This window comes from Nonomuraea sp. CX421, assembly GCF_059358955.1.
Map to the genome: position 1 here is coordinate 49,179 of NZ_JCADBK010000011.1, position 20,028 is coordinate 69,206.

The window sequence follows — 20,028 nt, forward strand, 5'->3', positions numbered from 1 at the left end:
GGAGCGCTCGCGTGACAGGAGCGGTCGCCGTGGCGGCGCTCCTGGTGGCGGGATGCGGGCCGATGTCGCGGACCCACCGCGACCCCGGCAACAGCCACGAGGTGGTCACGTCGGCGCCCGCTCCCGCGCCCGGCGAGGCGCACGCGGAGATCCGCGTCCAGGGCGGCCGGGTCAGCCCGCCGTCCGGCTGGCTGGAGGCCCGGCGCGGCCAGCCCGTGCGCATCACCGTGACCAGTGACGTCGCCGACGAGCTGCACGTGCACGGCTACGACGTCGAGGCCGAGCTGCCGCCGGGCGTGCCGGTCACCGTACGCTTCCCCGCGGACCTGACCGGGGTCTTCGAGGTGGAGACCCACGAGAGCAAGCTGGTCCTGACCCAGCTGGCGGTGAGATGACCGGTCTGCTGGACGGGGTGCTGGCGCACGGGGTCGGCTCGCGGAGCGATCTGCCCATCCCGGCGTTCTACGCCTACGCGGGGGCGTTCGCGGCGCTCGTCGTGTCGTTCCTGGCGCTCGGCCTGCTGTGGGCCGACTCCCGGTTCAGCGGTGACCGGGCGGGGCGCGTGGTGGCGCTCCGGCTGCCCGCCCGGCCGGCGCGCGTGCTGACCCTGCTGGCCGTCGTCTACACCGCGGGGCTGCTGCTGTTCGGCCCCGATACTGACAACCCGGCGCCGTACCTCGTGTACGTGCTGTTCTGGGTCGGGCTGGTGCCCGCGTCGCTGCTGTTCGGGCCGGTGTGGCGGACGCTGAACCCGTTCCGCCTGCTGCCCGACCGGCCGCGCCGCGCCCTGCCGTCGCGGCTCGGCTACTGGCCGGCCGGCGCCGGCCTGCTGGCCTTCACCTGGATGGAGCTCGTCGCCCCCGAACCCGCCGCGCCCCTCACCCTCCTGATCTTCTTCATCCTGTACGCCACCACGCAGCTGACCGGCACCCTCGTGTACGGCCACGCCTGGCTGGAGCGCGGCGACCCGTTCGAGGCGTACTCGACGCTGATCGGCCACCTGTCACCACTCGGCAGGCGGGCCGACGGCAGGCGCGTGCTGCGCAACCCGTTCGACGGCCTGGACGCCATCGCGCCCGCGCCCGGCCTGGTGGCCACGGTCTGCGTGCTGCTCGGCAGCACCGGTTACGACGGCTTCTCCACGGCCCCGGCCTGGGTGGACGCGCTCCAGTCGGGCCCGCTCGGCCGCACGGGGCTCGGCACGCTGGGCCTGCTCGCGGCCATCGCCGGCGTGGCCGCGCTCTACGCCGCCTGCCTGGGCGTGGCCGGGCTGATCGGCGGCGCGCGCGGCCTCGCGCCGAGGTTCGCCCACTCGCTGATCCCGATCGCGATCGGCTACCTGATCGCCCACTACTTCTCGCTGCTGGTCATCGAGGGCCAGCGCGCGGTCATCCTCACCCTGGGCCTCGACGCCGAGGTCGCCCAGGACGTCGTCAGCCCCGGGACGATCGCCACGGTGCAGGTGCTGGCCATCGTGGCCGGGCACGTGGCCGGTGTGGTCGCGGCGCACGACCGTTCCGTCCGCCTGCTGCCCCCGGCCAGGGCCGTCGCGGGACAGATCCCGCTCTTCGTCCTGATGATCTGCTACACCCTCGGCGGCCTCACGCTCCTTTTCGCCGCCTGAACCGGGCCGATGGGGATCACTCTGTCGGGCGGCTGTGCTCCCAGGCAGCGAGACGTGCTCACGATGCCGGGCGACCTCGCCCACATAAGCGGCGTTGATGCGCACCTGTTCAGTACCGGGCTGCTCGGCTGACGGCTTTCGTCACAGAGCATCGCCGACCACTCCTTTCGGGCAGCGATCATCGCCAGTGTCATCACCGCGTTGGAAGGCGGCGACCCCGAGCGCGCGGCGTTCATGAGTCTGTATCGAGTACCGCGAGCAGGGACACCAGAACGTGCAGCCGTGGATCGACAGCTCACTGGCCGCGCTGAAGACGCCGTCCGCCAAGCGCCTCGCGAACGAAGCGCTCAGCACAGGCTCACTGGAGTGGATGGCCCGCGTCCTCAACGGAGACCGGGACACCTGACCCATCGACGTCAGGATGTTCCGATTCGGGCAGGTCCATGAGCCTGCCGTGGTGTGGACGGCCGAGTTAGGGAAACAAGGTGAAGGCGTTGATGTGCCTCGGTTTCACGACGTGGAAGTGCCGGCGGTCCAGCGTGGCGATCTCGTGGACGTTCAGGCGCTCAGCCACGGCGACTACCGAGGCGTCGGCAGCACCCAACGGGAAGTCCGCGTAGGTCCGGACGAGTTCGGCCATGCGTGCGATGTCCTGAGTGACTACTGCTTCCAGGGTGAGGACGTCGTCGACGATCGACTGAAGGAATTGGGGCCTCGACTTCGGCACCGACACGGGATTCGACAAGCCAGCAGACCTCAGTGAGGATCGGGCCCGGTATGACGAGCGGGCCGGGGTGGCGTTCGAGGAAAGCGAGGCAGCGTTCGTGGTCGTCGTCGGCCTCGTTGAACAGCGCGACGAGGGGGCCGGTGTCGCAGACGATCACGAAGCGTATCCGCCGAGTTCGTTGCGGATGATGTCTTCTGAACGGGCTGCCAAGTCGTGTTCCGCGTGCATCGTCTTGGCGAAGGGGAATCGTCTGTAGCGGCCGTCTTCGAGCGGAGGGGCCTGTTGGGGCTGATGGGCCGGAACGAGCTGCAGAATGACCGCACGCACGGCTCGTGCCTGGTCTGGGGTGAGCCGATCGACCAGGCGATGAAGGTCTTCGTACTCTTCGTGCGCGGCGCTCATGCTCGCAAGTCTATGCCGCAGGGTCAGGGAGTCACCTGCTCATCCATTGTCCTCCCGTCAGGAGGGGATCTCGCGCCATCTGTTGGTGATGGGGAGGCGGCGGTCGCGGCCGAAGTTCTTCGGGGTGATCTTCGGACCCGGCGGATACTGCCGGCGCTTGTACTCGGCCAGGTCCACCAGCCGGATGACCCGGGTCACCAGGTCGGGGTCGTGACCCGCCGCGATCAGCTCGTGCGAGCCCATGTCCTTCTCGACGTAGTCGTCCAGCAGCCGGTCGAGCACCTCGTAGGGCGGCAGCGAGTCGGTGTCGCGCTGGTCGGGACGGAGTTCGGCGCTCGGCTCCTTGGTGATCGAGTTGTCCGGGATGGGCTGCTCGGCCCGGAGCAGGAAGGACGGGTCGGTGTGCTCGTTGCGCCACCTGGCCAGCTCCCACACCATCGTCTTCGGCACGTCCTTGATCGGCGCGAAGCCGCCGGCCGAGTCGCCGTAGAGGGTCGAGTAGCCGGTCGCCAGCTCGCTCTTGTTGCCCGTGGTCAGCACCAGGTGGCCGTGCTCGTTGGACAGCCCCATCAGGATCATGCCGCGCACGCGGGCCTGGAGGTTCTCGGCGGCCAGCCCGGACAGGCCGATCTCCTTCTCGAACGCGGTGACGATCTCCGCGATCGGCACGACCTGGGAGTGGAGGCCCTGCCTGTTGACCAGTTCCTCGGCGTCGCTCACCGAGTGGTCGGAGGAGTAGCGCGACGGCATCAGCACCACGTGCACCCGGTCGGGGCCGATCGCGTCGGCGGCGATCGTCGCGGTGAGTGCCGAGTCGATGCCACCCGACAGGCCGAGGATCACCGACTGGAAGCCGTTCTTGGCCGCGTAGTCGCGTACGGCCAGCACCAGCGCCGAGTAGACCTCCGCGTGCGTGTCCAGGCGCTCGGCCGGCGAGGGCGGCTCGGGAGTGTAGGCCTCGACGGGCGCGTCGGAGAGCACCACGCGGTCCACGGTGATCGTGGTGCCGTCGCCGGCGTCGTACGGGTACGCGCCGGGCTCGGCGTCCGAGACCGGCAGGTCGAGGTCGACGGTGAGTAGCTCCTCACGGAACTGCGCCGCCCGGGCGACCGGCTGGCCCGCCGCGTCCACCACGACGGAGTCGCCGTCGAAGACCAGTTCGTCCTGCCCGCCGACCTGGTTGACGTAGACGAGCGCGCAGCCCGCCTCACGCGCCCTGCGCGCGCACAGCTCCAGCCGTACGTCGTCCTTCTCCTTCTCGTACGGCGAGGCGTTCGGCACCACCAGCAGCCCGGCGCCGGCCCGCCCGACGACGGCCACCGGCCCGCCGTCCTGCCAGAGGTCCTCGCAGACGGCGATGGCGACGTCCACCCCGTGCAGCCGGAAGATCGGCAGCCGGTCGCCGCGCACGAAGTAGCGGTACTCGTCGAAAACGCCGTAGTTGGGCAGGTGGTGCTTGGCCGTGCGGAGGATCACCTCGCCCCGGTGGAGGACCGCGGCCGCGTCGAGCGGCGCGCCCTTGGGCTGGCCGACGCGCGGCGCGAGGCCGGCCCGGTCGACGTAGCCGACCACCACCGGAAGCTCGCCCAGCCCTTCGTCCCGCAGCCGGACCGCCGTCTCCTCAAGGGTCCTGATGCTCGCGTCCACGAAGGAGGTGCGCAGCACGAGGTCCTCCGCCGGGTAGCCGGTGAGGAACATCTCGGTGAACACCACCAGATGCGCGCCCCGGTCGGCGGCATCGCGGGTCCAGGCGACCAGTTTGCCGGCGTTGCCGGCGAGGTCGCCTACCGTCGGGTTCGTCTGGGCGAGGGCGATCCGCAGTTGTGCCACGCGACAAGACTAGTACGACCTGATTTTTATCGTTCAAGCGGCGAAAAGCGTGCTATTTCACGGCCACGGCTCCGGGAGTGACCAGGCCGGACTCGTAGGCGGCCACGACCAGCTGGGCCCGCTCGAACAGGCCGAGGTGGTCGAGCAGCGCCGCCACCTCCTCCGAGACGGCCGGCTCCGTGAGGCACAGGGTCTGCGCGATCTGCCGGTTCGTCAGGCCGCGGGCGACGAGTTTGAGCACGTCGATGCGCTCGTCGGAGAGCCCCGCGAGCTGCGGGGGAGAGGCCGGGTCGGTCCGGCCCGCGAACCCCGCGATGAGCCTCGTGGTGACCGCCTGGTCGATCAGCGCGTCGCCGGCGGCCGCGGCCCGGATGGCGGCCACGAGCTGCTCGGGAGGCGAGGTCTTGAGCACGAAGCCGCTCACCCCGGCCCGCAGCGCCGCGTAGAGGTTCTCGTCGCTGCCGAACGTGGTCATCATGATCACCTTGGGCGGGTGGTCGTCGGCCAGGATCCGGCGGGCCGCGGCCAGGCCGTCCAGGTGCGGCATCTGGATGTCGAGCAGCACCACGTCGGGCCGGAACTCCCGCACCGCCGCGATCGCCTGCTCGCCGTCGGCCGCCTCGCCGACCGGCTCCAGCCCCGGCTCACCGCTCAGCACGGCCTGGAGCCCGGCTCGTACCAGGGCCTGGTCGTCGGCCACCAGCACCCGCAGGACCTCCACCGGGCTCTCCACGGGAGGCGGGCTCGGCGGCGCGGGGATGTCCTCCACGCGCTGGGCCAGCATGTCGCTCTCCAGCCGCTGCAGCCCGCTGGTCAGATCCAGCCCCAGCTCGTCGCGCCAGACGGCGCGGGCCCGGCGCAGCGCGCCGAGCGCGTCGCCCTGGCGGCCGGTCCGGTAGAGGCCCAGCGCGAGCAGTCGCCAGGCCTCCTCACGCAGGGGATAGGCCGAGGCGTGCGCCTCCAGGTCGGCCACCAGCGCCGTCGCCCGCCCGAGCGCCAGCCCGGCGTCGGCCCGCCGTTCGACGGCGACCAGTCGCAGCTCCTCCAGCCGGCCCGCCTCCGTGGACGCCCACGTCAGGTCGGCGAACTCGGCCAGCGCGGGCCCGCGCCACAACCCGAGCGCGGTGTCCATGGCCTCCCACACCATCGCGGGCGGGCCGTCGGACTGCACGAGGCTCTCGAACCGCCACGCGTCGACCTGCTCGGCCGAGGCGCGCAGCGCGTAGCCGGGCGCGGCCGACACCAGCACCTCGGCCTCCTCACGCGGCGCCCGGCCGGGTTCGAGCGCCCGCCGCAGCCGCGAGACGTAGCCCTGGATGGTCGACAGCGCCTGGGCCGGCGGGGAGCCGGGCCAGAGCTCGTCGATGAGAGTGGTGACGGGCACGGCCCGGCCACCGGCGACGAGCAGGCGCGCGAGCACCGCTCGTTGCCGCTGGCCGCCGAGTTCGAGCGGGGCCCCGTCGGCCCAGGCTTGGAACGGTCCCAGCGCGGTGAAGGTCAGCATGGCAGGATCCAGGGTAAAGCCGAACGGCGTTCGCGGCATATGGCGCTTTTCTACAGCGGCAGGTCCGTGTGGACGGCGGTTCCTCCTCCTGGAGCCGGTCGCTGCCGCCAAAGTCGCCGCCGACTCTGCCCGCCGACGTCACCGCCGACCGACGGATCAACGCCTGGTCAGCGCCGCCTGATCGCCGGCCCGAGCGCGAGCATGCCCACGGCCGAGACCAGGCCCACTCCGCCGGTCGTGAACCAGAGCGCCGACGGGTCGATCTCGAGGAGCGCGCCGCCGAGCAGCGGCGCCAGCACCGCGGCCGCCGACCAGGCGAACCCGAACAGCCCTGAGTAACGTCCGCGCAGGTGAGGCGGGGCCAGCGTGGCGACGATCGTGCCCGCGATCCCGGCCGTGACGATCTCGCCCGCCGTCCACACGGCGATGGTGACGGCCAGCCAGCCTGTCGTGGTGACGAACGCGGTCAGCGCGAAGCCCACGCCCATGACGGCCAGCCCCAGCGCGAACGTCCTGGACGGATCGAGGCGGCCCAGCCACCCCGACACCAGCGGTTGCACGATGACGATGAGCACGCCGTTCAACGCCATGGCCATGCCGAACTGCTCGGTCGACAGCCCCACCACCGAGGTCATGGCCACGGGCAGCATGGTGAACGTCTGCGAGTAGAGCAGCGCGTTGCCCAGCACGACCGCGGTGAAGCCGAGCATCAGCCGGTCGCGCAGCACCACGCCGAACCCCCCGCCCGTCTCCTGCCGGTCGGCGGGCCTGGTCTCCGGGACCGCCCGCCAGACCAGCACGGCGAAGATCACGCAGCAGGCGGCGTCGATCCAGAACAGCCAGCCGAACCCCAGCCGGGCCAGCCAGCCGCCCGCCGTCATGCCGACGGCGTACCCGAGGTTGATCGCCCAGAACAGCAGCCCGTAGGCGCGCGGCCGCTCCGCCGGAGAGACGAGATCGGCGACCAGCGCGTTGGACGCGGGCCGGTAGGCGTCGATCACCAGGCCCAGCGCGAACATGGCCGCCAGGATCGCCGGCAGCGAGGTGCTGTAGCCGAGCGCGAGCATCGTGACGGCGGTGGCCAGCATGCCGCCCGCCAGCGTGGCCCGGCGGCCGATCCGGTCGGTGAGCACCCCCGCCAGCAGTTGGGAGAGCAGCGACCCCACGCCGAACACCGCCATCACCGCGCCCACCGCCGCCAGCGGCAGCCCGCGCGCCTGGGTCAGGTAGACGCCGGTGAACGGCATCACCATGGTGCCCAGGCGGTTGACCAGCGTGCCGCTCCACAGCGCCCAGAACGGGCGCGGCAGGCCGCCCAGCCGGGACTGCAGGAAACCGGGCTTCTCGCGGATAGTCGTCGTCACGGAGACAAGGGTGAGCAACTCGGTCCTGGCCCGCGAACGATTTAGTGCACACTAAAACGTGTGGTGATCTGGACGTTGAGACCGGAGGACGTGGCCCGGATCAGGTTCGCGTTCTCGCCGATGTGGGAGCTGGTGGCCAGCCTCCGCACGCTGCGCGACCCCGCCCGGCAGGCCATCCACCTGCCGTGGATCACCGGCGTGCGGGGTCACCTGGCCGGGCTCGACCTGGCCGAGTTGTTCGCGCTCGTCCCGCCGTCCGGCTACCTGGCCGACTTCCTCACCCCGCCGCCCGACACGCCCTACCCCGACTTCGCCGCCGAGCTCGACCGGGTCCGCCGTACACCGCCCGATGTGGCCGCGTACGAGGCCGGCCTGGTCGAGGGCGCCGACCCCGCCGTGATCGGGCGGTTCAGGGACGACCCGGAGGCCGGCGTGGCCAGAGTGGCCGGCGCGCTGGAGGCGTACTGGGCGGCGTGCTTCGCGGAGTACTGGCCGCGTGTCCGGGCGTTGCTGGAACGCGACGTGCTGCGCAGGTCGCGGCAGCTGGCCCACGGCGGGGCACGGGAGCTGTTCGCCGCGCTCGACCCGGCAGTGGTGTGGACCGGGGAGCGGCTGCTCGTCGATCGGCCGTGGTGCGAGCCGGCCGGACTACACGGCGACGGGCTGGTGCTGGTGCCGAGCGCGTTCTACTGGCCTTCGGTGGCGGTCATGTCGGCCCCGTACCAGTCGATGCTCGTCTATCCGGTGCTCGGCGTCGGCGGACTCTGGGAGGACGGGCCGCCACCCGCGCCGGGCGCGCTGGCGGCCCTCATCGGCCGGAGCAGGGCGCGGATCCTGCTCGCGCTGGCCGAGCCGAGCACCACCTCCGCCCTGGCCCATCGGATGGCCGTCACCCCCGGGGCGGTCAGCCAGCATCTACGCGTGCTCAGCGGCAGCGGGCTCACCGTGGGGATGCGGATCGGCAAGGAGGTCGTCTACCGGCGCACCGCCACGGGCGACGCGCTCGCCGCGGGCCCGTCCTGACGCCCGGCCCTGAGCCGCGCGCCCGTTTCAGGCATACCTGGCGGACTCCATCAGCCAGTCGAGGTGCGCCCGCGGCGCGGCCAGGTAGGCACAGGCCACCTTGCTGACGTCCCTGGCCGTACGCGGCCCGAACGCGTCGAGCGGCAGCCGCCCGGCCGCCTCGCGCATGTCGCCGCAGCGCTCGACGATCCGGTCGAGCACCCAGGCGACGGCTTGCCGCTGGTTCAGGCCCAGCTCGTGCATGGCGATCACGACCAGGTTGTGCCCGTCGCCGGCCTCCTTCGGCCGCGAGGCCACGTCGTTGCACCACGCCGTGACGTCGTTGCAGGCATCGACCAGCTCGCGCCACGGCTCGCAGCCGTGCAGCCAGGGCGGCACCTCGACCCGCAGGCACGGCTCGACCAGGTCGTACAGGTAGGGGCCGACCGTGGCCCGGCGCAGCGCCGGATACTGCTGCAGCGTCGGGATCCGGCCGGCCGCGCGGTTGGCCGCCTCCAGCCGGCAGGCGTCGTGCTGGCGCTGCAGGTTGACCGCGAACCTGGCCCGCCACAGGTCGCTCATCCGGGCGCTCGTCACCCGCCACAGATCGGCGAACGCGGCCTCCAGCGGATGCGACGAGGCGCCGGCCAGCATGCCCTGGAAGATCTCCAACCGGCCCTGTCCCTCGTCCATCTCGTCGTCCAGATGGAACAGCCACGTCAGCCACTGCGCGAACAGGGCCGCCGCGGCCGCGTCGAACCCGGCGAACGCCCGCCCGGCGATGCGGTGGAAGCCCACCCCCGGATCGGCCCGCAGCCCCGTACGGCGCGCCCAGTCGATCACGGCCGCCTCGATCGCGTAGACGGCCGGGTGCATGCGGCACGGGGCGGCCAGCGCCGGCACCCGCTCGGTGAGCGGCAGCAGCGCCCAGGCCGCCGGGCCGCCACTGCGCGGCGCCGGCGGTTTCCAGTGCAGCACGGACCGCAGCGCGGTCCTCACGGAGGTGATCACGTCGGTGCTCATAGCGGACCGAAGAGCCAGTTGCCCGCCGCGCCGGGGTCATCGCTCACGTAGAACTGCCGGGCCGCGAGGACCACCTCGTCCACGGTGAGCACGCCCCTGCCCGCCCGGTCGAGCCGGTCGAACGCCTCGTCCACGTCGTCGTAGGCGGTGCCGTACGCGCTCAGCAGCATGCGGAACTCCCGCGGCCCGACCATCCCGTCGCCGTCGCCGTCGCAGAGCTCGGCCACCGCCTCCATGGCCGGACGGAACACCGGGTCGTAGCGGTCGCCTGAGATGAACGCCTTGTCCATGCCGACGCGGAACTCCTCCCGTGAGATGCGGGAGTAGCCGTCGCGGCCGAGAGTCTCCATCAGGGCCGACCAGATCGCGTCGAACCCGCCGACGAGGCTGCTGCCGATCACCGAGGTGGGCGACTCGCCGAACCCCACCACGATGCGGGCGGCCAGCCCCAGTAGGTCCTCCCGCTCGATGACGCCTTTACCACCCGCGTCGATGTGGTCGAAGGCCCGATCGAGCTTGTGATTGAGCAGGTCCGTAGCCACCCATTGCCTCCCCCGAGACTGACTGCTTGATCACAGTAGGTCGGGCCGGACGGTTTGTCAGCGAGGCTCGCACCGGCACCCCCCGTAACCTGTGCGAAACACGGACACGGCATCCTGATAGGAGACCAGCACTGTATTCACAAGGGGACGCCTTGGATCGCCAGCAGGAGTTCGTGCTCCGCACGCTCGAGGAACGCGACATCCGGTTCATCCGGCTCTGGTTCACCGACGTGCTCGGCTTCCTCAAGTCGGTCGCGATCGCGCCGGCCGAGCTCGAGGGAGCCTTCGCCGAGGGCATCGGCTTCGACGGCTCGGCGATCGAGGGATTCGCCCGGGTCTACGAGGCCGACATGCTGGCCAAGCCCGACCCGGCGACCTTCCAGATCCTGCCGTGGCGCAGCGAGACGCCCGGCGCCGGGCGCATCTTCTGCGACATCCTGATGCCCGACGGCTCCCCGTCGCACGCCGACCCGCGCTGGGTGCTCAAGCGCGCCCTGGCCAAGTGCGCCGACATGGGCTTCACCTTCTACACCCACCCCGAGGTCGAGTTCTTCCTGCTGAAGAACCGTCCCGAGCCGGGCCAGCGGCCGGAGCCGATCGACTCCGGCGGCTACTTCGACCACACCCCGCACAGCTCCGGTCACGACTTCCGCCGTCAGGCGATCATGATGCTGGAGTCGATGGGCATCTCGGTCGAGTACAGCCACCATGAGGGCGCGCCCGGCCAGCAGGAGATCGACCTGCGCTACGCCGACGCGCTGACCACGGCCGACAACATCATGACCTTCCGCCTGGTCATGAAGGAGGTCGCGCTGGAGCAGGGCATCTGGGCGTCGTTCATGCCCAAGCCGTTCACCGAGCACCCCGGCTCCGGCATGCACACGCACATGTCGCTCTTCGAGGGCGACCGCAACGCCTTCTACGAGGCCGGGGCCGACTACCAGCTGTCCAAGACCGGGCGTTCGTTCATCGCGGGCCTGCTCAGGCACGCCGCCGAGATCACGGCCATCACCAACCAGTGGGTCAACTCCTACAAGCGGCTGTGGGGCGGGGCCGAGGCCATCGCCGGTCAGGGCGGTGAGGCGCCGTCCTACGTGTGCTGGGGCCACAACAACCGCTCCGCGCTCGTACGCGTCCCCATGTACAAGCCGCACAAGGGCGGCTCGACCCGGATCGAGTTCCGGTCGCTCGACTCCGCCTGCAACCCCTATCTGTCCTTCGCGCTGATTCTGGCGGCCGGGCTCAAGGGCATCGAGGAGGGCTACGAGCTCCCGCCGGCCGCCGAGGACAACGTCTGGACCCTGACCAGCGCCGAGCGGCGGGCCCTCGGCATCCAGCCGCTGCCGGGCTCACTGGACGAGGCCATCGCGGTGATGGAACGCAGTGAGCTGGTGGCCGAGACGCTGGGTGAGCACGTCTTCGACTTCTTCCTGCGCAACAAGCGGGCGGAGTGGCGCGAATACCAGCGCCACGTCACCGAGTACGAACTGGGCCGCTACCTGCCGGTGCTGTAGGCGGGGGCCGGCGGCTCAGGGGATCGTCCAGGTCACGGTTCGCGTCAACGCGCCATGGGAGTGGTAAGACCTGGCCCACCCGAGGGTTTCGAAGCGTCCGTTGTCGTCGTCGGCTGCTCCGGTGGCGGCATCGGTCTCTCCCCTGTTGAAGTTGTACCGCTCTTCGGCGTGGATGGTGATGGTCATCGTCGCCTGGTTGCCGCTGACCTTGACATCGGCGTTGCCCCACTGCACGTGTCCACCGAGCGTCTTGTCCCAGTTCTCCGTTGCGGCGGCCGTGTGAAGCACTCCACCCGTCATCTGGAAGTCGGTGCGTCCACTTTCTCGGTAGAGGCGCACGGCCTCGTCCTTCGCGGTTTGGATCCCTTGATCGACCTTTTCCCGGATCCCCCTGTCCTCGGTGTAGGCCCGTTCGTAGTCGATCTCGAAATCGGTGCCGGAGCCCGCCGCGTAGTGCTCGTAGGCGGCGAGCCCGTCCTTGAGATCGGGACGGATCAACTGGGCGCCGCGTAACCTCGCCCGCCAGGCGTACCAGCTCAGGTAGTCGCCTGGAGTCGGCTTCACGTCAGGGTCATAGGGGAACGGATGGTCATAGCCCAACACCTGAGGCCGTCCACTGCCGAAGCGGTAGCCTTCTCCGCCGGGGATGCCGTCTCTGGGGCCCATCGGGGGAGGCGAATGCTGGTCCGGGGCCTCTACGACCAGCAGCGCTGATGTCGCCAAGCTTGTGCGCACCAGCGTGCTCCACTTTGTCAGGTTGACGAAGGTGGGGGCCTTGGCGCCGAGTATGCGGCGCAGGCGGGTCTCCACCGCGCGGATCAGCTTCTGGCCGAAGGCCTGTTCGAGCCTGCGGCGTAGGGTCGCCACCGCCTTCCTCGCGAAGGCACGCAGGATGGCGATGGTGCCCCGGGCCTTGACGGCCGCGAGGCCGCCGGAGATCACCGCCGCGCTCGCCGCCCAGACCAGCGCGAAGAGCACGTAGGTCGCGAGCACTAGGAGAACGCCCTTGAGGATCTCGACGATCCTGGCGAACAGGTCATGGCCGTCGGCCAGGGCGTGCAGGGAGGCCGCGAGGCTCTTCAGGTGGCCGGCCTGGTCGCCCTCATCCTGGTAGTCGGCCCAGTAGGCGTTGAGCTCGTCGATGTGGTCGCCGGAGTTGTTCGTGGCGGCGTGCTTGATGGCGCCGTCAGCCGCCGGGTTGACCTCGTTCGTCAGGGAGGTGGCGCAGGTCCGGAGGGCGGCCCCGCACGCTCGGAGGTGGTCCTCGTCCTCTTGTGGCCATTCCACGCCGAGCAGGCTGAAGGGTGACTGCAAGTGGGCCGGAAGGGTCAGTGCCATCGGTCAGAGCGAGGGAACGTCGGGCGCTGTCCTGGGCGGGTCGACGATGGCCTGGGCGTCGAGCTCGCTTTTGTGAAGGGTGTGAGCCATCATCTGGATGCCCTCGCCGGTCAGCTGGAGGTTGCCGTGCAACCGTCCGCAGGCCTGCTGGAGCAGATCGATGATCCCGTCCATGGCCGTCCCGGTGACACTGCCCGCCCATGCCGTCTCACCCGTGCCATGTACGACCGCGAACGCGGCTTGGGTGCGCCGCTGGAACTCTGCTGAGACGTCCATCAGGTGCCGCCCCGCCTCCTCCAAGGGCCCGTGGTCGAATCGTAGGACGGTGCTCATCGTTCAGCTCCTACGGTGGTGTCCCATGTTGATCATCGACCTTAGCGGCCATGCACGGTTTTATCGAGACTCGCGGAATTCGAGCACCTAGACGGCTCGGACAGGACGTGGGCGCGATGGGACGTCCTGCGCGGGGCCGTCGTCTCCGGGTAGCCCCAGGCAGGATATTGGCCGTTTTATGTGCTTATGCGTTTTTTGTCCGGTTAGCTGGGCACGGCGAACTTGGACGAGGAACGTGAGCATCTGTCGACGATCGGGTGGCTCTCGTGGGCCACCCTCCAAGGACGGTAACCATGAAATGCGGGGCAAAGGTGGCGCTGGCCGTCGCCGCCGGATACTTCTTCGGGCGCCGCCGCAAGCTGCGGGCGGCGGCCACCCTGGCCGTGGCCGGCGTGGCCGGTGGGCTGAAGTCACAAAAGGGCGAACTGCTGCAGAAGGGGCTACAGGCACTCGGGTCGCCTGAGCTGAGCCAGGCCGCCGACCGCATTCGCGGTGACCTGACGGAGGCGGGCAAGGCCGCGGCCGTGGCTGTGACGAGCAAGCAGATCAACGCGCTCAGCGACATGATCCACCAGCGGGCCGAGGGGCTGCGACAGGCCGCCGAGCCTGCCGGGAAGGCTGCCGAGACGGCGGGGAAGGCTGCCGAGACGGCGACTGAAACGGTTTCGAAGGCACCAGGGGCCGGTTCGAAGGTGCCCGAATCGGGTGAGGCCGGAGAGGCCGGAGAGGCCGGAGAGGCCGGAGAGGCCGGCGAGGCCGGACAGAGCGGCGAGACTGGCGAGCCCAAGGCGGCCGAGGCCGCCGATCAGGGCGAGCGTCAGGAAAAGGGCCAGGAGGGCGAGGCTCAGCCGAAGGAGGAGTCCGTTCCCTCTCAGCGTGGCGCTCCGGTATCGAGGTGATCCCTGATGACAGAGGAATCGAAAGAGCCGCAGGGCGTCGTCGGGGCGCTCCCTCTGGACCGGCTGTCGAAGGAATGCCGCGGTCTCGCGGGGGCCATCGGAGCGAAGATGCTGGGCTCGGTGACCGACAAGGTCACGGGGGTTACCGGCCGGCTGACCAACTACGCCGAACGCGGCGATAATCCCGGCGCGAGCACTGCCCCGAAGGGTGCGGAGGCGTCCGAGGAAGCACCGGAGGAGAACGCCTCCGAGGAGCCGGGAAGTCCCGACGGACCGGGAAAGAACGCCGAGGAGTCGAAGGAGGACTCGCAGGGGCCGGGGGAGAACACGCCGGAAGAGGAGGGGAAGGAATCCTCCTCCAAGCCCGGAGTGCTGAGCCGGGTCGGGAAGGCGGTCAAGAAGGTCGTCGGCCGCGACGGCAAATCGGCAGGCCGAGCGGAAGGCGACAAGACCAGGGTGACGAACGTGGTCGAGTTCCTCGACGTCGGCGCCCCGATCAGCGTGGTCTACAACCAGTGGACGAATTTCGCGGACTTCCCGAGCTTCATGAAGAAGGTCGAGAACGTGAAGCAGGAGTCCGACGAGGAGCTGACGTGGAAGGCGCAGATCTTCTGGTCACACCGGACCTGGAAGTCGAAGATCATCGAACAGGTGCCCGACCAGCGGATCATCTGGCGCTCGGAAGGCGCGAAGGGATACGTCGACGGCGCGGTGACCTTTCATGAACTCACGCCCACCCTCACCCGGATCGTCCTCGTCCTGGAGTACAACGCGCAGGGGTTCTTCGAGAAAGTCGGGAACCTGTGGCGCGCACAGGGCCGGCGCGCGCGCCTGGAGTTCAAGCACTTCGGACGCCATGTCATGACGCAGGACCTGCTGCATCCCGAGGAGATCAAGGGCTGGCGCGGCGAGATCCACGACGGCCAGCTGGTCAAGGAGGACACCGAGGCCGCGGACGCCGAGCGGCCCGAGGGTGAGTCGGAGGGCGAACGGTCCGAGGGAGAGCAGCCCGAGGGAGAGCAGCCCGAAGAGGAGCGGCCTGAGGAGCGGCCTGAGGAGGAGGCGTCCCAGGAGGATCGGTCAGAAGACGAGCGCTCCGGCGAATCGCAGCGCGAGGCGGAGCCCGCGGAATCCCAGTCCCGCTAGAGGCCTCCCGAGCCCATCCACGTTCGGGGAGAGGAACACGTCATGTCCGACGATCTGCCAGAGGCCGCCACGGATCTCTCAGGCCCTCCGGAGCAGCCGCCCGCGCGGACTGGCCGGCCGCAGCAGAACGGGCTCGCGGACCCGGACGTCCTGCTGCGAGTGCCCACGGTCAAGGTCGAGAAGATCAACCTGGAGGTGGAGGACCTCCGAGCGCGCGTCTCGCTCGAAGCGGACGTGCTCGATCTGCTGAGACTGCACGTCGGCGTGGACGTGACGTTGGGGCGGGTCAATCTCGAGATCGTCGGCGTGGAGGCCAAGGCGCTGCTGAAGGTACGGCTCGACAACGTCGCCCTGATCATCCGGGATGTGCTGAAGACGATCGACAACAATCCGCAGATGCTGAACAACCTCACCTCGGCGGTGGGGGCGGCCACCCGTGACGTCGGCGCCGGAGCCGGCCGGGCCGTCGGCGAGGTGGGGAGGAGCGCGGGTTCGGCGCTCCAGGGGACCGTCGAGTCCGTGGGTGACGCCGCCCGCGACGTCGTGGGGCAGGTGCCGGAGACCGCCCGCTCCGTCACCCAGACCGCCGGCGGCGCCGTCCACGACGCGTCGTCCACCCTTACGCCACCGTCGGCTCCGGTGTCCGCCGCGACCCCGCAGCCGGGAGCGGCCCAAGCGCCCGCCCCGCCGCCGTCCGCACCGGACGTTCAGGACGAGGCCGGTCGAGACCGGGGCGAGCGCGAGCCGTCCGGCCCTGAAGAACGCGAAACCGAACCCCCCTCCGAGGAGGCGGAGGCCCGCACCGAGCGCGGGGAGGAAGCGAAAGCGCCGACAGATGTCGAGGGCGGTGCGGAGGGTGAGGGAGAGCCCGGCGAGAAGAAGCCCACAGGCGAAGCGCCTCCCACAGCCGAGGATCACCCCGAAGCCCAGACCGAACACGACGAGGGTCGCGCCCAGGGCGAGGCCGAGGGTCCCGCCGAGGACGAGGCCGAGGATCGACCCGAAGGCCGGGCGGAGCGTGACGAGAGCCAAACCGAGGCTGAGGGTGGTGATGAGGGCCGCGCCGAGGAGCAGGGTGAGGCTGAGGGTGGTGATGAGGGCCGCGCCGAGGAGCAGGGCGAGGCTGAGGGCGGTGATGAGGGCCGCGCCGAGGATGAGGCCGAAGGGCACGCCGAAGGCGAGGTAGGGGAGGCCGGCGAGGCCGCCGGTGCCGGGGAGCGGGACGAGGGCGAGGAGGGCCGCGCCGAGGAGCAGGGCGAGGCTGAGGGCGGTGATGAAGGCCGCGCCGAGGATGAGGCCGAAGGGCACGCCGAAGGCGAGGTAGAAGAGGTCGGCGAGGCCGCCGGTGCCGGGGAGCGGGACGAGGGCGAGGAGGCCCGCGCAGCGGAGCGCGCGCAGGAAGGCGACGACGGTGGTGGCGAGGGGCGTGCGGGCCCCGAGGCAGGAGAGCGGCAGGCGCTGGGGCCGGCGTTGAAGGGGCTGGGGAAGGCGGTCCGCAAGGCGGGCATGCGCCGGTTGCGGGACGTGACCGGCAGGAAGCGGTCCTGAGGTTAGCGCGGATGAGCGACAGGCGTCCCGACGCGTGGTTGACGGCGACCGCCGACATCGTGTTCGCCGCCACGGTACGAGCCGACCGGCTGCGGTTCGAGGAGGCGCCCGAGACGGCGGTCACGTACCAGGGCGAGCAGGAGTCGGGTGACGGCAGCCGCCGCGACGGACTGCCGGATCGCGTGGCGGAGCGAGAGGTCTACCGCGCGATCCGGGTCGACTACGTCATCGCGTCCAGGGCCCGGCCGCGGCGGAGCCGGAGCATCTAGAGACACTTCGAGGTCAGCCCGGTCGTCGGCAAGACCAACGGCGACCTCGGCCAGTGGTCGAGCGGCGGGGCGTCTCACGTGTGTGAGATCGGCACTTGTGTCCCCCGGGTCACATGCGTGCAATTAGAGTTCCGTATCTTACGGAAGCACGGCATGAAGCTGTGGCCGGTTTTAGGACGTTGTGTCCCTGTGTCGGCCGATGTGAGGGCACCCTGACGGACCTGGTCAAGTGGGGCTCAGGTAAAATCGGTCTGTTTTATTCGAAAATTGTGGTTCTTCGTCACCATGGGTGGCGAACAGAGGAGGGTGTGGCATGACGACGGCTGCCCTGCAGACCGTGTTGACCGTTCCCGAGCGTTTCCGGGGACCGGGTGGAGCCGCCAACGGCGGCTGGATAGCCGGGTCCATGGCCGATGCGCTCAACGGCAGCCGATCAGCCGTCGAGGTCACGCTCCACGCCCCCACCCCCTTGGAGACCGAGCTCCGCCTGGAGCACGTCGCCAACAGCGTCTCCCTGTCCGACGGCGACCGGCTGCTGGTCGAGGCCATCCCGGTGGCCGAGGACCTGACCGCTCCCGAGTTCGTCCCGTTCAACGACGCAGCCCGGGCCGAGGCGGGATTCGCCGGCTGGCACGGGCACGCGTTCCCCGACTGCTTCGCCTGCGGGCTGCGCGAGCCGGGCGACGGGCTGCGCGTCTTCCCCGGCCCGGTCGAGGGCACCGACCTGGTGGCCGCCGGCTGGCGGGTGCCGTTCACGGTGGCCGACGAGGACGGCGTGCCCGCCTCGATCATGGGCGCCGCGCTCGACTGCGTCACCGGCTGGGCCCATTTCCGGCCTGGTGAGTCCGCGCTGCTCGGGCGGCTGGCCGTGCAGATGCACCGGCGGGTGCACCCCGGCGGCGCGTACTCGATCGTGGCGCGCGCCACTGGCCGCGAGGGGCGCAAGCTGTTCGGCGAGAGCGCCGTCTACGAGGTCGACGGCACGCTCGTGGCCGCCGCGCGCGCGACCTGGATCGCGCCACGCTGACCGCGCCTGGACCGTGCCACGCTGACCGCGCCTGGATCGCGCCACGCTGACCGCGACCGCCGTCTTTGCCGCGAGCTGACAAACTCGCGGTCGCGAATCGTGCGCCGAGCCCACAGCGCCGCGCCGTGGAGCTGACTAGCGTCAGCGCACATGACCGTTTCCCGAGACCTCGCCGCCACGCCGGTGCCGTGGTTCGAGCGGGTCATGGTGGCGCTGTTCGTCGTCGTGCCGTTCCTGGCCGTGCTGGTGGCGGTGCCGTTCGCCTGGGGGTGGGGGGTGGGCTGGCGCGACCTGGCGATCGCGCTGGTCTTCTACCTGGTCACCGGGTTCGGCATCACGGTCGGCTACCACAGGCACTTCACCCACCGGTCGTTCGCCGCTCCGGCCTGGCTGCGGGTGGCGTTCGCGCTGGCCGGCGGGATGTCGCTGCAGGGGCCGGTGATCAGGTGGGTGGCCGACCACCGCAGGCACCACAAGTACGCCGACCGCGAGGGAGACCCGCACTCGCCATGGCGCTACGGCACCGGCGTGGTCGCCCTGGCCAAGGGCCTGCTCCACGCGCACGTCGGCTGGCTGTTCCGGGCCGAGCGCACGTCGAGGCGGCGGTTCTGCCCTGACCTGCTGGAGGACCGGCCGATCAGGCTGCTCTCACACGACCTCGCCTACGCGCCCGTCGTGCTGGCGAGCATGGCGCTGCCCGCACTGGCCGGTTGGGCGACGGGCGGCTCGTGGCTGACCGCGCTGTTCTGGGGCGGACTGGTACGCGTCTTCGTCCAGCACCACGTGACCTGGTCGATCAACTCGATCTGCCACACGTTCGGCACGGCGGAGTTCGCGGTCAGGGACCGCTCGCGCAACGTCTCCTGGCTGGCCGTTCTGTCGCTCGGCGAGTCATGGCACAACCTGCACCACGCCGACCCGACCTGCGCCCGGCACGGCGTGCTGCCCGGCCAGATCGACCCCAGCGCCAGGCTGATCCGGCTGCTGGAGCGGCGCGGCTGGGCGACCGATGTCCGCTGGCCGCAGCCGGCCAGGCTGGACCGGCTCAGAGCCCTGACGTGAGCCGGTCGGCCGGGACGCGGCACGCCTTCGGGCCCCGGTAGTCCTCCGGCGGAGGACGTGGCCGCGCTCTTGGGCCTCGGTAGTCCTCCGGCGACGGGACGTTGCGCGCCCTCCGGCCTCGATGCTCCTCCGGTGTCCGAAGTGACGTATGTCCAAGAGGATGGGGTTGCATATAAATTGTCCGTTATGCGGATCACGGTCATCGAGCACGAGGCGGACACCGGGCTGGGGTACCTGGCCGACTGGCTGGGAACGGCCTGCGACGTCGTCCGGCCGTACCTTGGCGAGGAACCGCCCGCGCGGGCGGCCGACGGGCTGATCGTGCTCGGCGGCGAGGCCGCCGCCTGGGAGGACGAGGACTACCCCTGGCTGCCCGCCACCCGCGACCTGCTGCGAGACTCCGTCGCCGACGGCACGCCCACGCTGGCCATCTGCCTGGGGGCGCAGTTGATGACGCTGGCCTGCGGCGGGACCGTCGAGCGGGGCGGCGCCGGGCTGGAGGTCGGCCTGTGCGAGGTCTCCGCGCTGCCGGCCGCCGCCACCGACCCGCTGCTGTCCGGGATCGGCGTCGCCGTGGCGATCCAGTATCACCGCGACGCGATGACGCGGCTGCCCGAGGGGGCCGTGCCGCTGATGACCGGGGCCCTTTACCCCAACCAGGCCTACCGGCTCGGCGAGAGGGCCTGGGCGGTGCAGTTCCATCCTGAGACCACGCCCGAGATCTTCGCCTCGTGGACCACGGCCTCGGGGCTCGACTCGGCCGAGCGGCTCAACGCCGAGGTCGAGGCGGCCGAGGACAAGCTGATCGCCACCTGGCGGCCGATGGCCGAGGCGTTCGCCGGCGTCGTCAGGGCCGCCGCCCACGGCTGAGCCG

At 70.7% G+C, this 20,028-nt stretch carries 21 protein-coding genes; 12 read left to right on the forward strand and 9 right to left on the reverse strand.

Going from position 1 to position 20,028, the window contains the following annotated elements; genetic code table 11:
- The first annotated feature begins 11 nt into the window (after positions 1–11).
- The 3 genes from AC5L3X_RS20850 to AC5L3X_RS20860 all read left to right on the forward strand — a co-directional run bounded on the left by AC5L3X_RS20850 (position 12) and on the right by AC5L3X_RS20860 (position 2,030).
- Positions 12–395, forward strand: a complete 384-nt coding sequence (locus AC5L3X_RS20850; RefSeq protein ID WP_494858929.1) for a cupredoxin domain-containing protein — start codon at positions 12–14, stop codon at positions 393–395.
- Complete coding sequence (locus AC5L3X_RS20855) at positions 392–1,624, forward strand: hypothetical protein (RefSeq protein ID WP_494858931.1); 1,233 nt, start codon at positions 392–394, stop codon at positions 1,622–1,624. Before AC5L3X_RS20850 ends, AC5L3X_RS20855 begins: the two co-directional genes overlap by 4 nt.
- A gap of 274 nt (positions 1,625–1,898) precedes the next feature.
- Positions 1,899–2,030, forward strand: a complete 132-nt coding sequence (locus AC5L3X_RS20860; RefSeq protein ID WP_494858932.1) for a hypothetical protein — start codon at positions 1,899–1,901, stop codon at positions 2,028–2,030.
- 66 nt (positions 2,031–2,096) lie between these two features.
- Here AC5L3X_RS20860 and AC5L3X_RS20865 read toward each other — a convergent pair whose 3' ends face one another.
- From AC5L3X_RS20865 to AC5L3X_RS20885, 5 genes are all read right to left on the reverse strand, one after another.
- Positions 2,097–2,369 carry a hypothetical protein gene (locus AC5L3X_RS20865; protein ID WP_494858934.1) on the reverse strand — a complete coding sequence of 91 codons (273 nt, stop codon included), beginning with the start codon at positions 2,367–2,369 and terminating at the stop codon, positions 2,097–2,099.
- A 135-nt stretch (positions 2,370–2,504) separates the two neighbouring features.
- The gene (locus tag AC5L3X_RS20870; protein WP_494858936.1) at positions 2,505–2,753 is read right to left on the reverse strand and encodes a hypothetical protein; all 249 of its coding nucleotides are present in this window, start codon (positions 2,751–2,753) and stop codon (positions 2,505–2,507) included.
- 57 nt (positions 2,754–2,810) lie between these two features.
- Positions 2,811–4,583 carry an NAD+ synthase gene (locus AC5L3X_RS20875; RefSeq protein WP_494858938.1) on the reverse strand — a complete coding sequence of 591 codons (1,773 nt, stop codon included), beginning with the start codon at positions 4,581–4,583 and terminating at the stop codon, positions 2,811–2,813.
- Positions 4,584–4,635: 52 nt separating this feature from the next.
- Positions 4,636–6,087 (reverse strand): BTAD domain-containing putative transcriptional regulator, encoded by a 1,452-nt coding sequence (locus tag AC5L3X_RS20880; protein ID WP_494858940.1) that lies wholly within the window; start codon positions 6,085–6,087, stop codon positions 4,636–4,638.
- Between the two features lie 167 nt (positions 6,088–6,254).
- Complete coding sequence (locus AC5L3X_RS20885) at positions 6,255–7,451, reverse strand: MDR family MFS transporter (protein WP_494858942.1); 1,197 nt, start codon at positions 7,449–7,451, stop codon at positions 6,255–6,257.
- A 60-nt stretch (positions 7,452–7,511) separates the two neighbouring features.
- Between AC5L3X_RS20885 and AC5L3X_RS20890 the strand changes: the two genes are divergently transcribed.
- Entirely contained in the window at positions 7,512–8,474 is a 963-nt protein-coding gene (locus AC5L3X_RS20890) for a DUF5937 family protein (protein WP_494858944.1), read from the forward strand.
- 27 nt (positions 8,475–8,501) lie between these two features.
- Here AC5L3X_RS20890 and AC5L3X_RS20895 read toward each other — a convergent pair whose 3' ends face one another.
- The gene (locus AC5L3X_RS20895) at positions 8,502–9,464 is read right to left on the reverse strand and encodes a terpene synthase family protein (RefSeq protein WP_225263556.1); all 963 of its coding nucleotides are present in this window, start codon (positions 9,462–9,464) and stop codon (positions 8,502–8,504) included.
- Positions 9,465–9,472: 8 nt separating this feature from the next.
- Positions 9,473–10,018: an EF-hand domain-containing protein gene (locus AC5L3X_RS20900; protein WP_494858946.1), complete on the reverse strand. Its 546-nt coding sequence runs from the start codon at positions 10,016–10,018 to the stop codon at positions 9,473–9,475.
- A gap of 152 nt (positions 10,019–10,170) precedes the next feature.
- Between AC5L3X_RS20900 and glnA the strand changes: the two genes are divergently transcribed.
- Complete coding sequence (gene glnA, locus AC5L3X_RS20905) at positions 10,171–11,532, forward strand: type I glutamate--ammonia ligase (protein ID WP_494858948.1); 1,362 nt, start codon at positions 10,171–10,173, stop codon at positions 11,530–11,532.
- A 15-nt stretch (positions 11,533–11,547) separates the two neighbouring features.
- Here the strand turns inward: glnA and AC5L3X_RS20910 are convergent, their stop codons facing one another.
- A complete protein-coding gene (locus AC5L3X_RS20910; protein WP_494858950.1) occupies positions 11,548–12,819 on the reverse strand; it encodes a WXG100-like domain-containing protein in 1,272 nt (423 codons plus the stop codon).
- Between the two features lie 54 nt (positions 12,820–12,873).
- A complete protein-coding gene (locus tag AC5L3X_RS20915) occupies positions 12,874–13,203 on the reverse strand; it encodes a hypothetical protein (RefSeq protein WP_494858951.1) in 330 nt (109 codons plus the stop codon).
- Between the two features lie 311 nt (positions 13,204–13,514).
- On the opposite strand from AC5L3X_RS20915, the gene AC5L3X_RS20920 reads away from it, so the two are divergent.
- The 7 genes from AC5L3X_RS20920 to AC5L3X_RS20950 all read left to right on the forward strand — a co-directional run bounded on the left by AC5L3X_RS20920 (position 13,515) and on the right by AC5L3X_RS20950 (position 20,024).
- Positions 13,515–14,102: a hypothetical protein gene (locus tag AC5L3X_RS20920; RefSeq protein ID WP_494858953.1), complete on the forward strand. Its 588-nt coding sequence runs from the start codon at positions 13,515–13,517 to the stop codon at positions 14,100–14,102.
- A 6-nt stretch (positions 14,103–14,108) separates the two neighbouring features.
- Positions 14,109–15,248, forward strand: coding sequence for an SRPBCC family protein (locus AC5L3X_RS20925; RefSeq protein WP_494858955.1), 1,140 nt, complete (start codon positions 14,109–14,111; stop codon positions 15,246–15,248).
- A 42-nt stretch (positions 15,249–15,290) separates the two neighbouring features.
- Complete coding sequence (locus AC5L3X_RS20930) at positions 15,291–16,796, forward strand: hypothetical protein (protein ID WP_494858956.1); 1,506 nt, start codon at positions 15,291–15,293, stop codon at positions 16,794–16,796.
- A gap of 11 nt (positions 16,797–16,807) precedes the next feature.
- Positions 16,808–17,065 carry a hypothetical protein gene (locus AC5L3X_RS20935; RefSeq protein WP_494858957.1) on the forward strand — a complete coding sequence of 86 codons (258 nt, stop codon included), beginning with the start codon at positions 16,808–16,810 and terminating at the stop codon, positions 17,063–17,065.
- A 313-nt stretch (positions 17,066–17,378) separates the two neighbouring features.
- Positions 17,379–18,092, forward strand: coding sequence for a PaaI family thioesterase (locus AC5L3X_RS20940; protein ID WP_494858958.1), 714 nt, complete (start codon positions 17,379–17,381; stop codon positions 18,090–18,092).
- A 150-nt stretch (positions 18,093–18,242) separates the two neighbouring features.
- Positions 18,243–19,154: an acyl-CoA desaturase gene (locus tag AC5L3X_RS20945; RefSeq protein WP_494858960.1), complete on the forward strand. Its 912-nt coding sequence runs from the start codon at positions 18,243–18,245 to the stop codon at positions 19,152–19,154.
- A 186-nt stretch (positions 19,155–19,340) separates the two neighbouring features.
- On the forward strand, positions 19,341–20,024 hold the full coding sequence (locus tag AC5L3X_RS20950; RefSeq protein WP_494858961.1) for a type 1 glutamine amidotransferase: 684 nt from the start codon (positions 19,341–19,343) through the stop codon (positions 20,022–20,024).
- Positions 20,025–20,028: the final 4 nt, after the last annotated feature.

Coding starts and splice junctions, on each gene's coding strand:
- AC5L3X_RS20870 (WP_494858936.1), bottom strand. CDS start 2,753: ATGAGCGCCGCGCACGAAGAGTACGAAGACCTTCATCGCCTGGTCGAT.
- AC5L3X_RS20945 (WP_494858960.1), top strand. CDS start 18,243: ATGACCGTTTCCCGAGACCTCGCCGCCACGCCGGTGCCGTGGTTCGAG.
- AC5L3X_RS20855 (WP_494858931.1), top strand. CDS start 392: ATGACCGGTCTGCTGGACGGGGTGCTGGCGCACGGGGTCGGCTCGCGG.
- AC5L3X_RS20935 (WP_494858957.1), top strand. CDS start 16,808: ATGAGCGACAGGCGTCCCGACGCGTGGTTGACGGCGACCGCCGACATC.
- AC5L3X_RS20880 (WP_494858940.1), bottom strand. CDS start 6,087: ATGCTGACCTTCACCGCGCTGGGACCGTTCCAAGCCTGGGCCGACGGG.
- AC5L3X_RS20930 (WP_494858956.1), top strand. CDS start 15,291: ATGTCCGACGATCTGCCAGAGGCCGCCACGGATCTCTCAGGCCCTCCG.
- AC5L3X_RS20940 (WP_494858958.1), top strand. CDS start 17,379: ATGACGACGGCTGCCCTGCAGACCGTGTTGACCGTTCCCGAGCGTTTC.
- AC5L3X_RS20915 (WP_494858951.1), bottom strand. CDS start 13,203: ATGAGCACCGTCCTACGATTCGACCACGGGCCCTTGGAGGAGGCGGGG.
- AC5L3X_RS20925 (WP_494858955.1), top strand. CDS start 14,109: ATGACAGAGGAATCGAAAGAGCCGCAGGGCGTCGTCGGGGCGCTCCCT.
- AC5L3X_RS20950 (WP_494858961.1), top strand. CDS start 19,341: ATGCGGATCACGGTCATCGAGCACGAGGCGGACACCGGGCTGGGGTAC.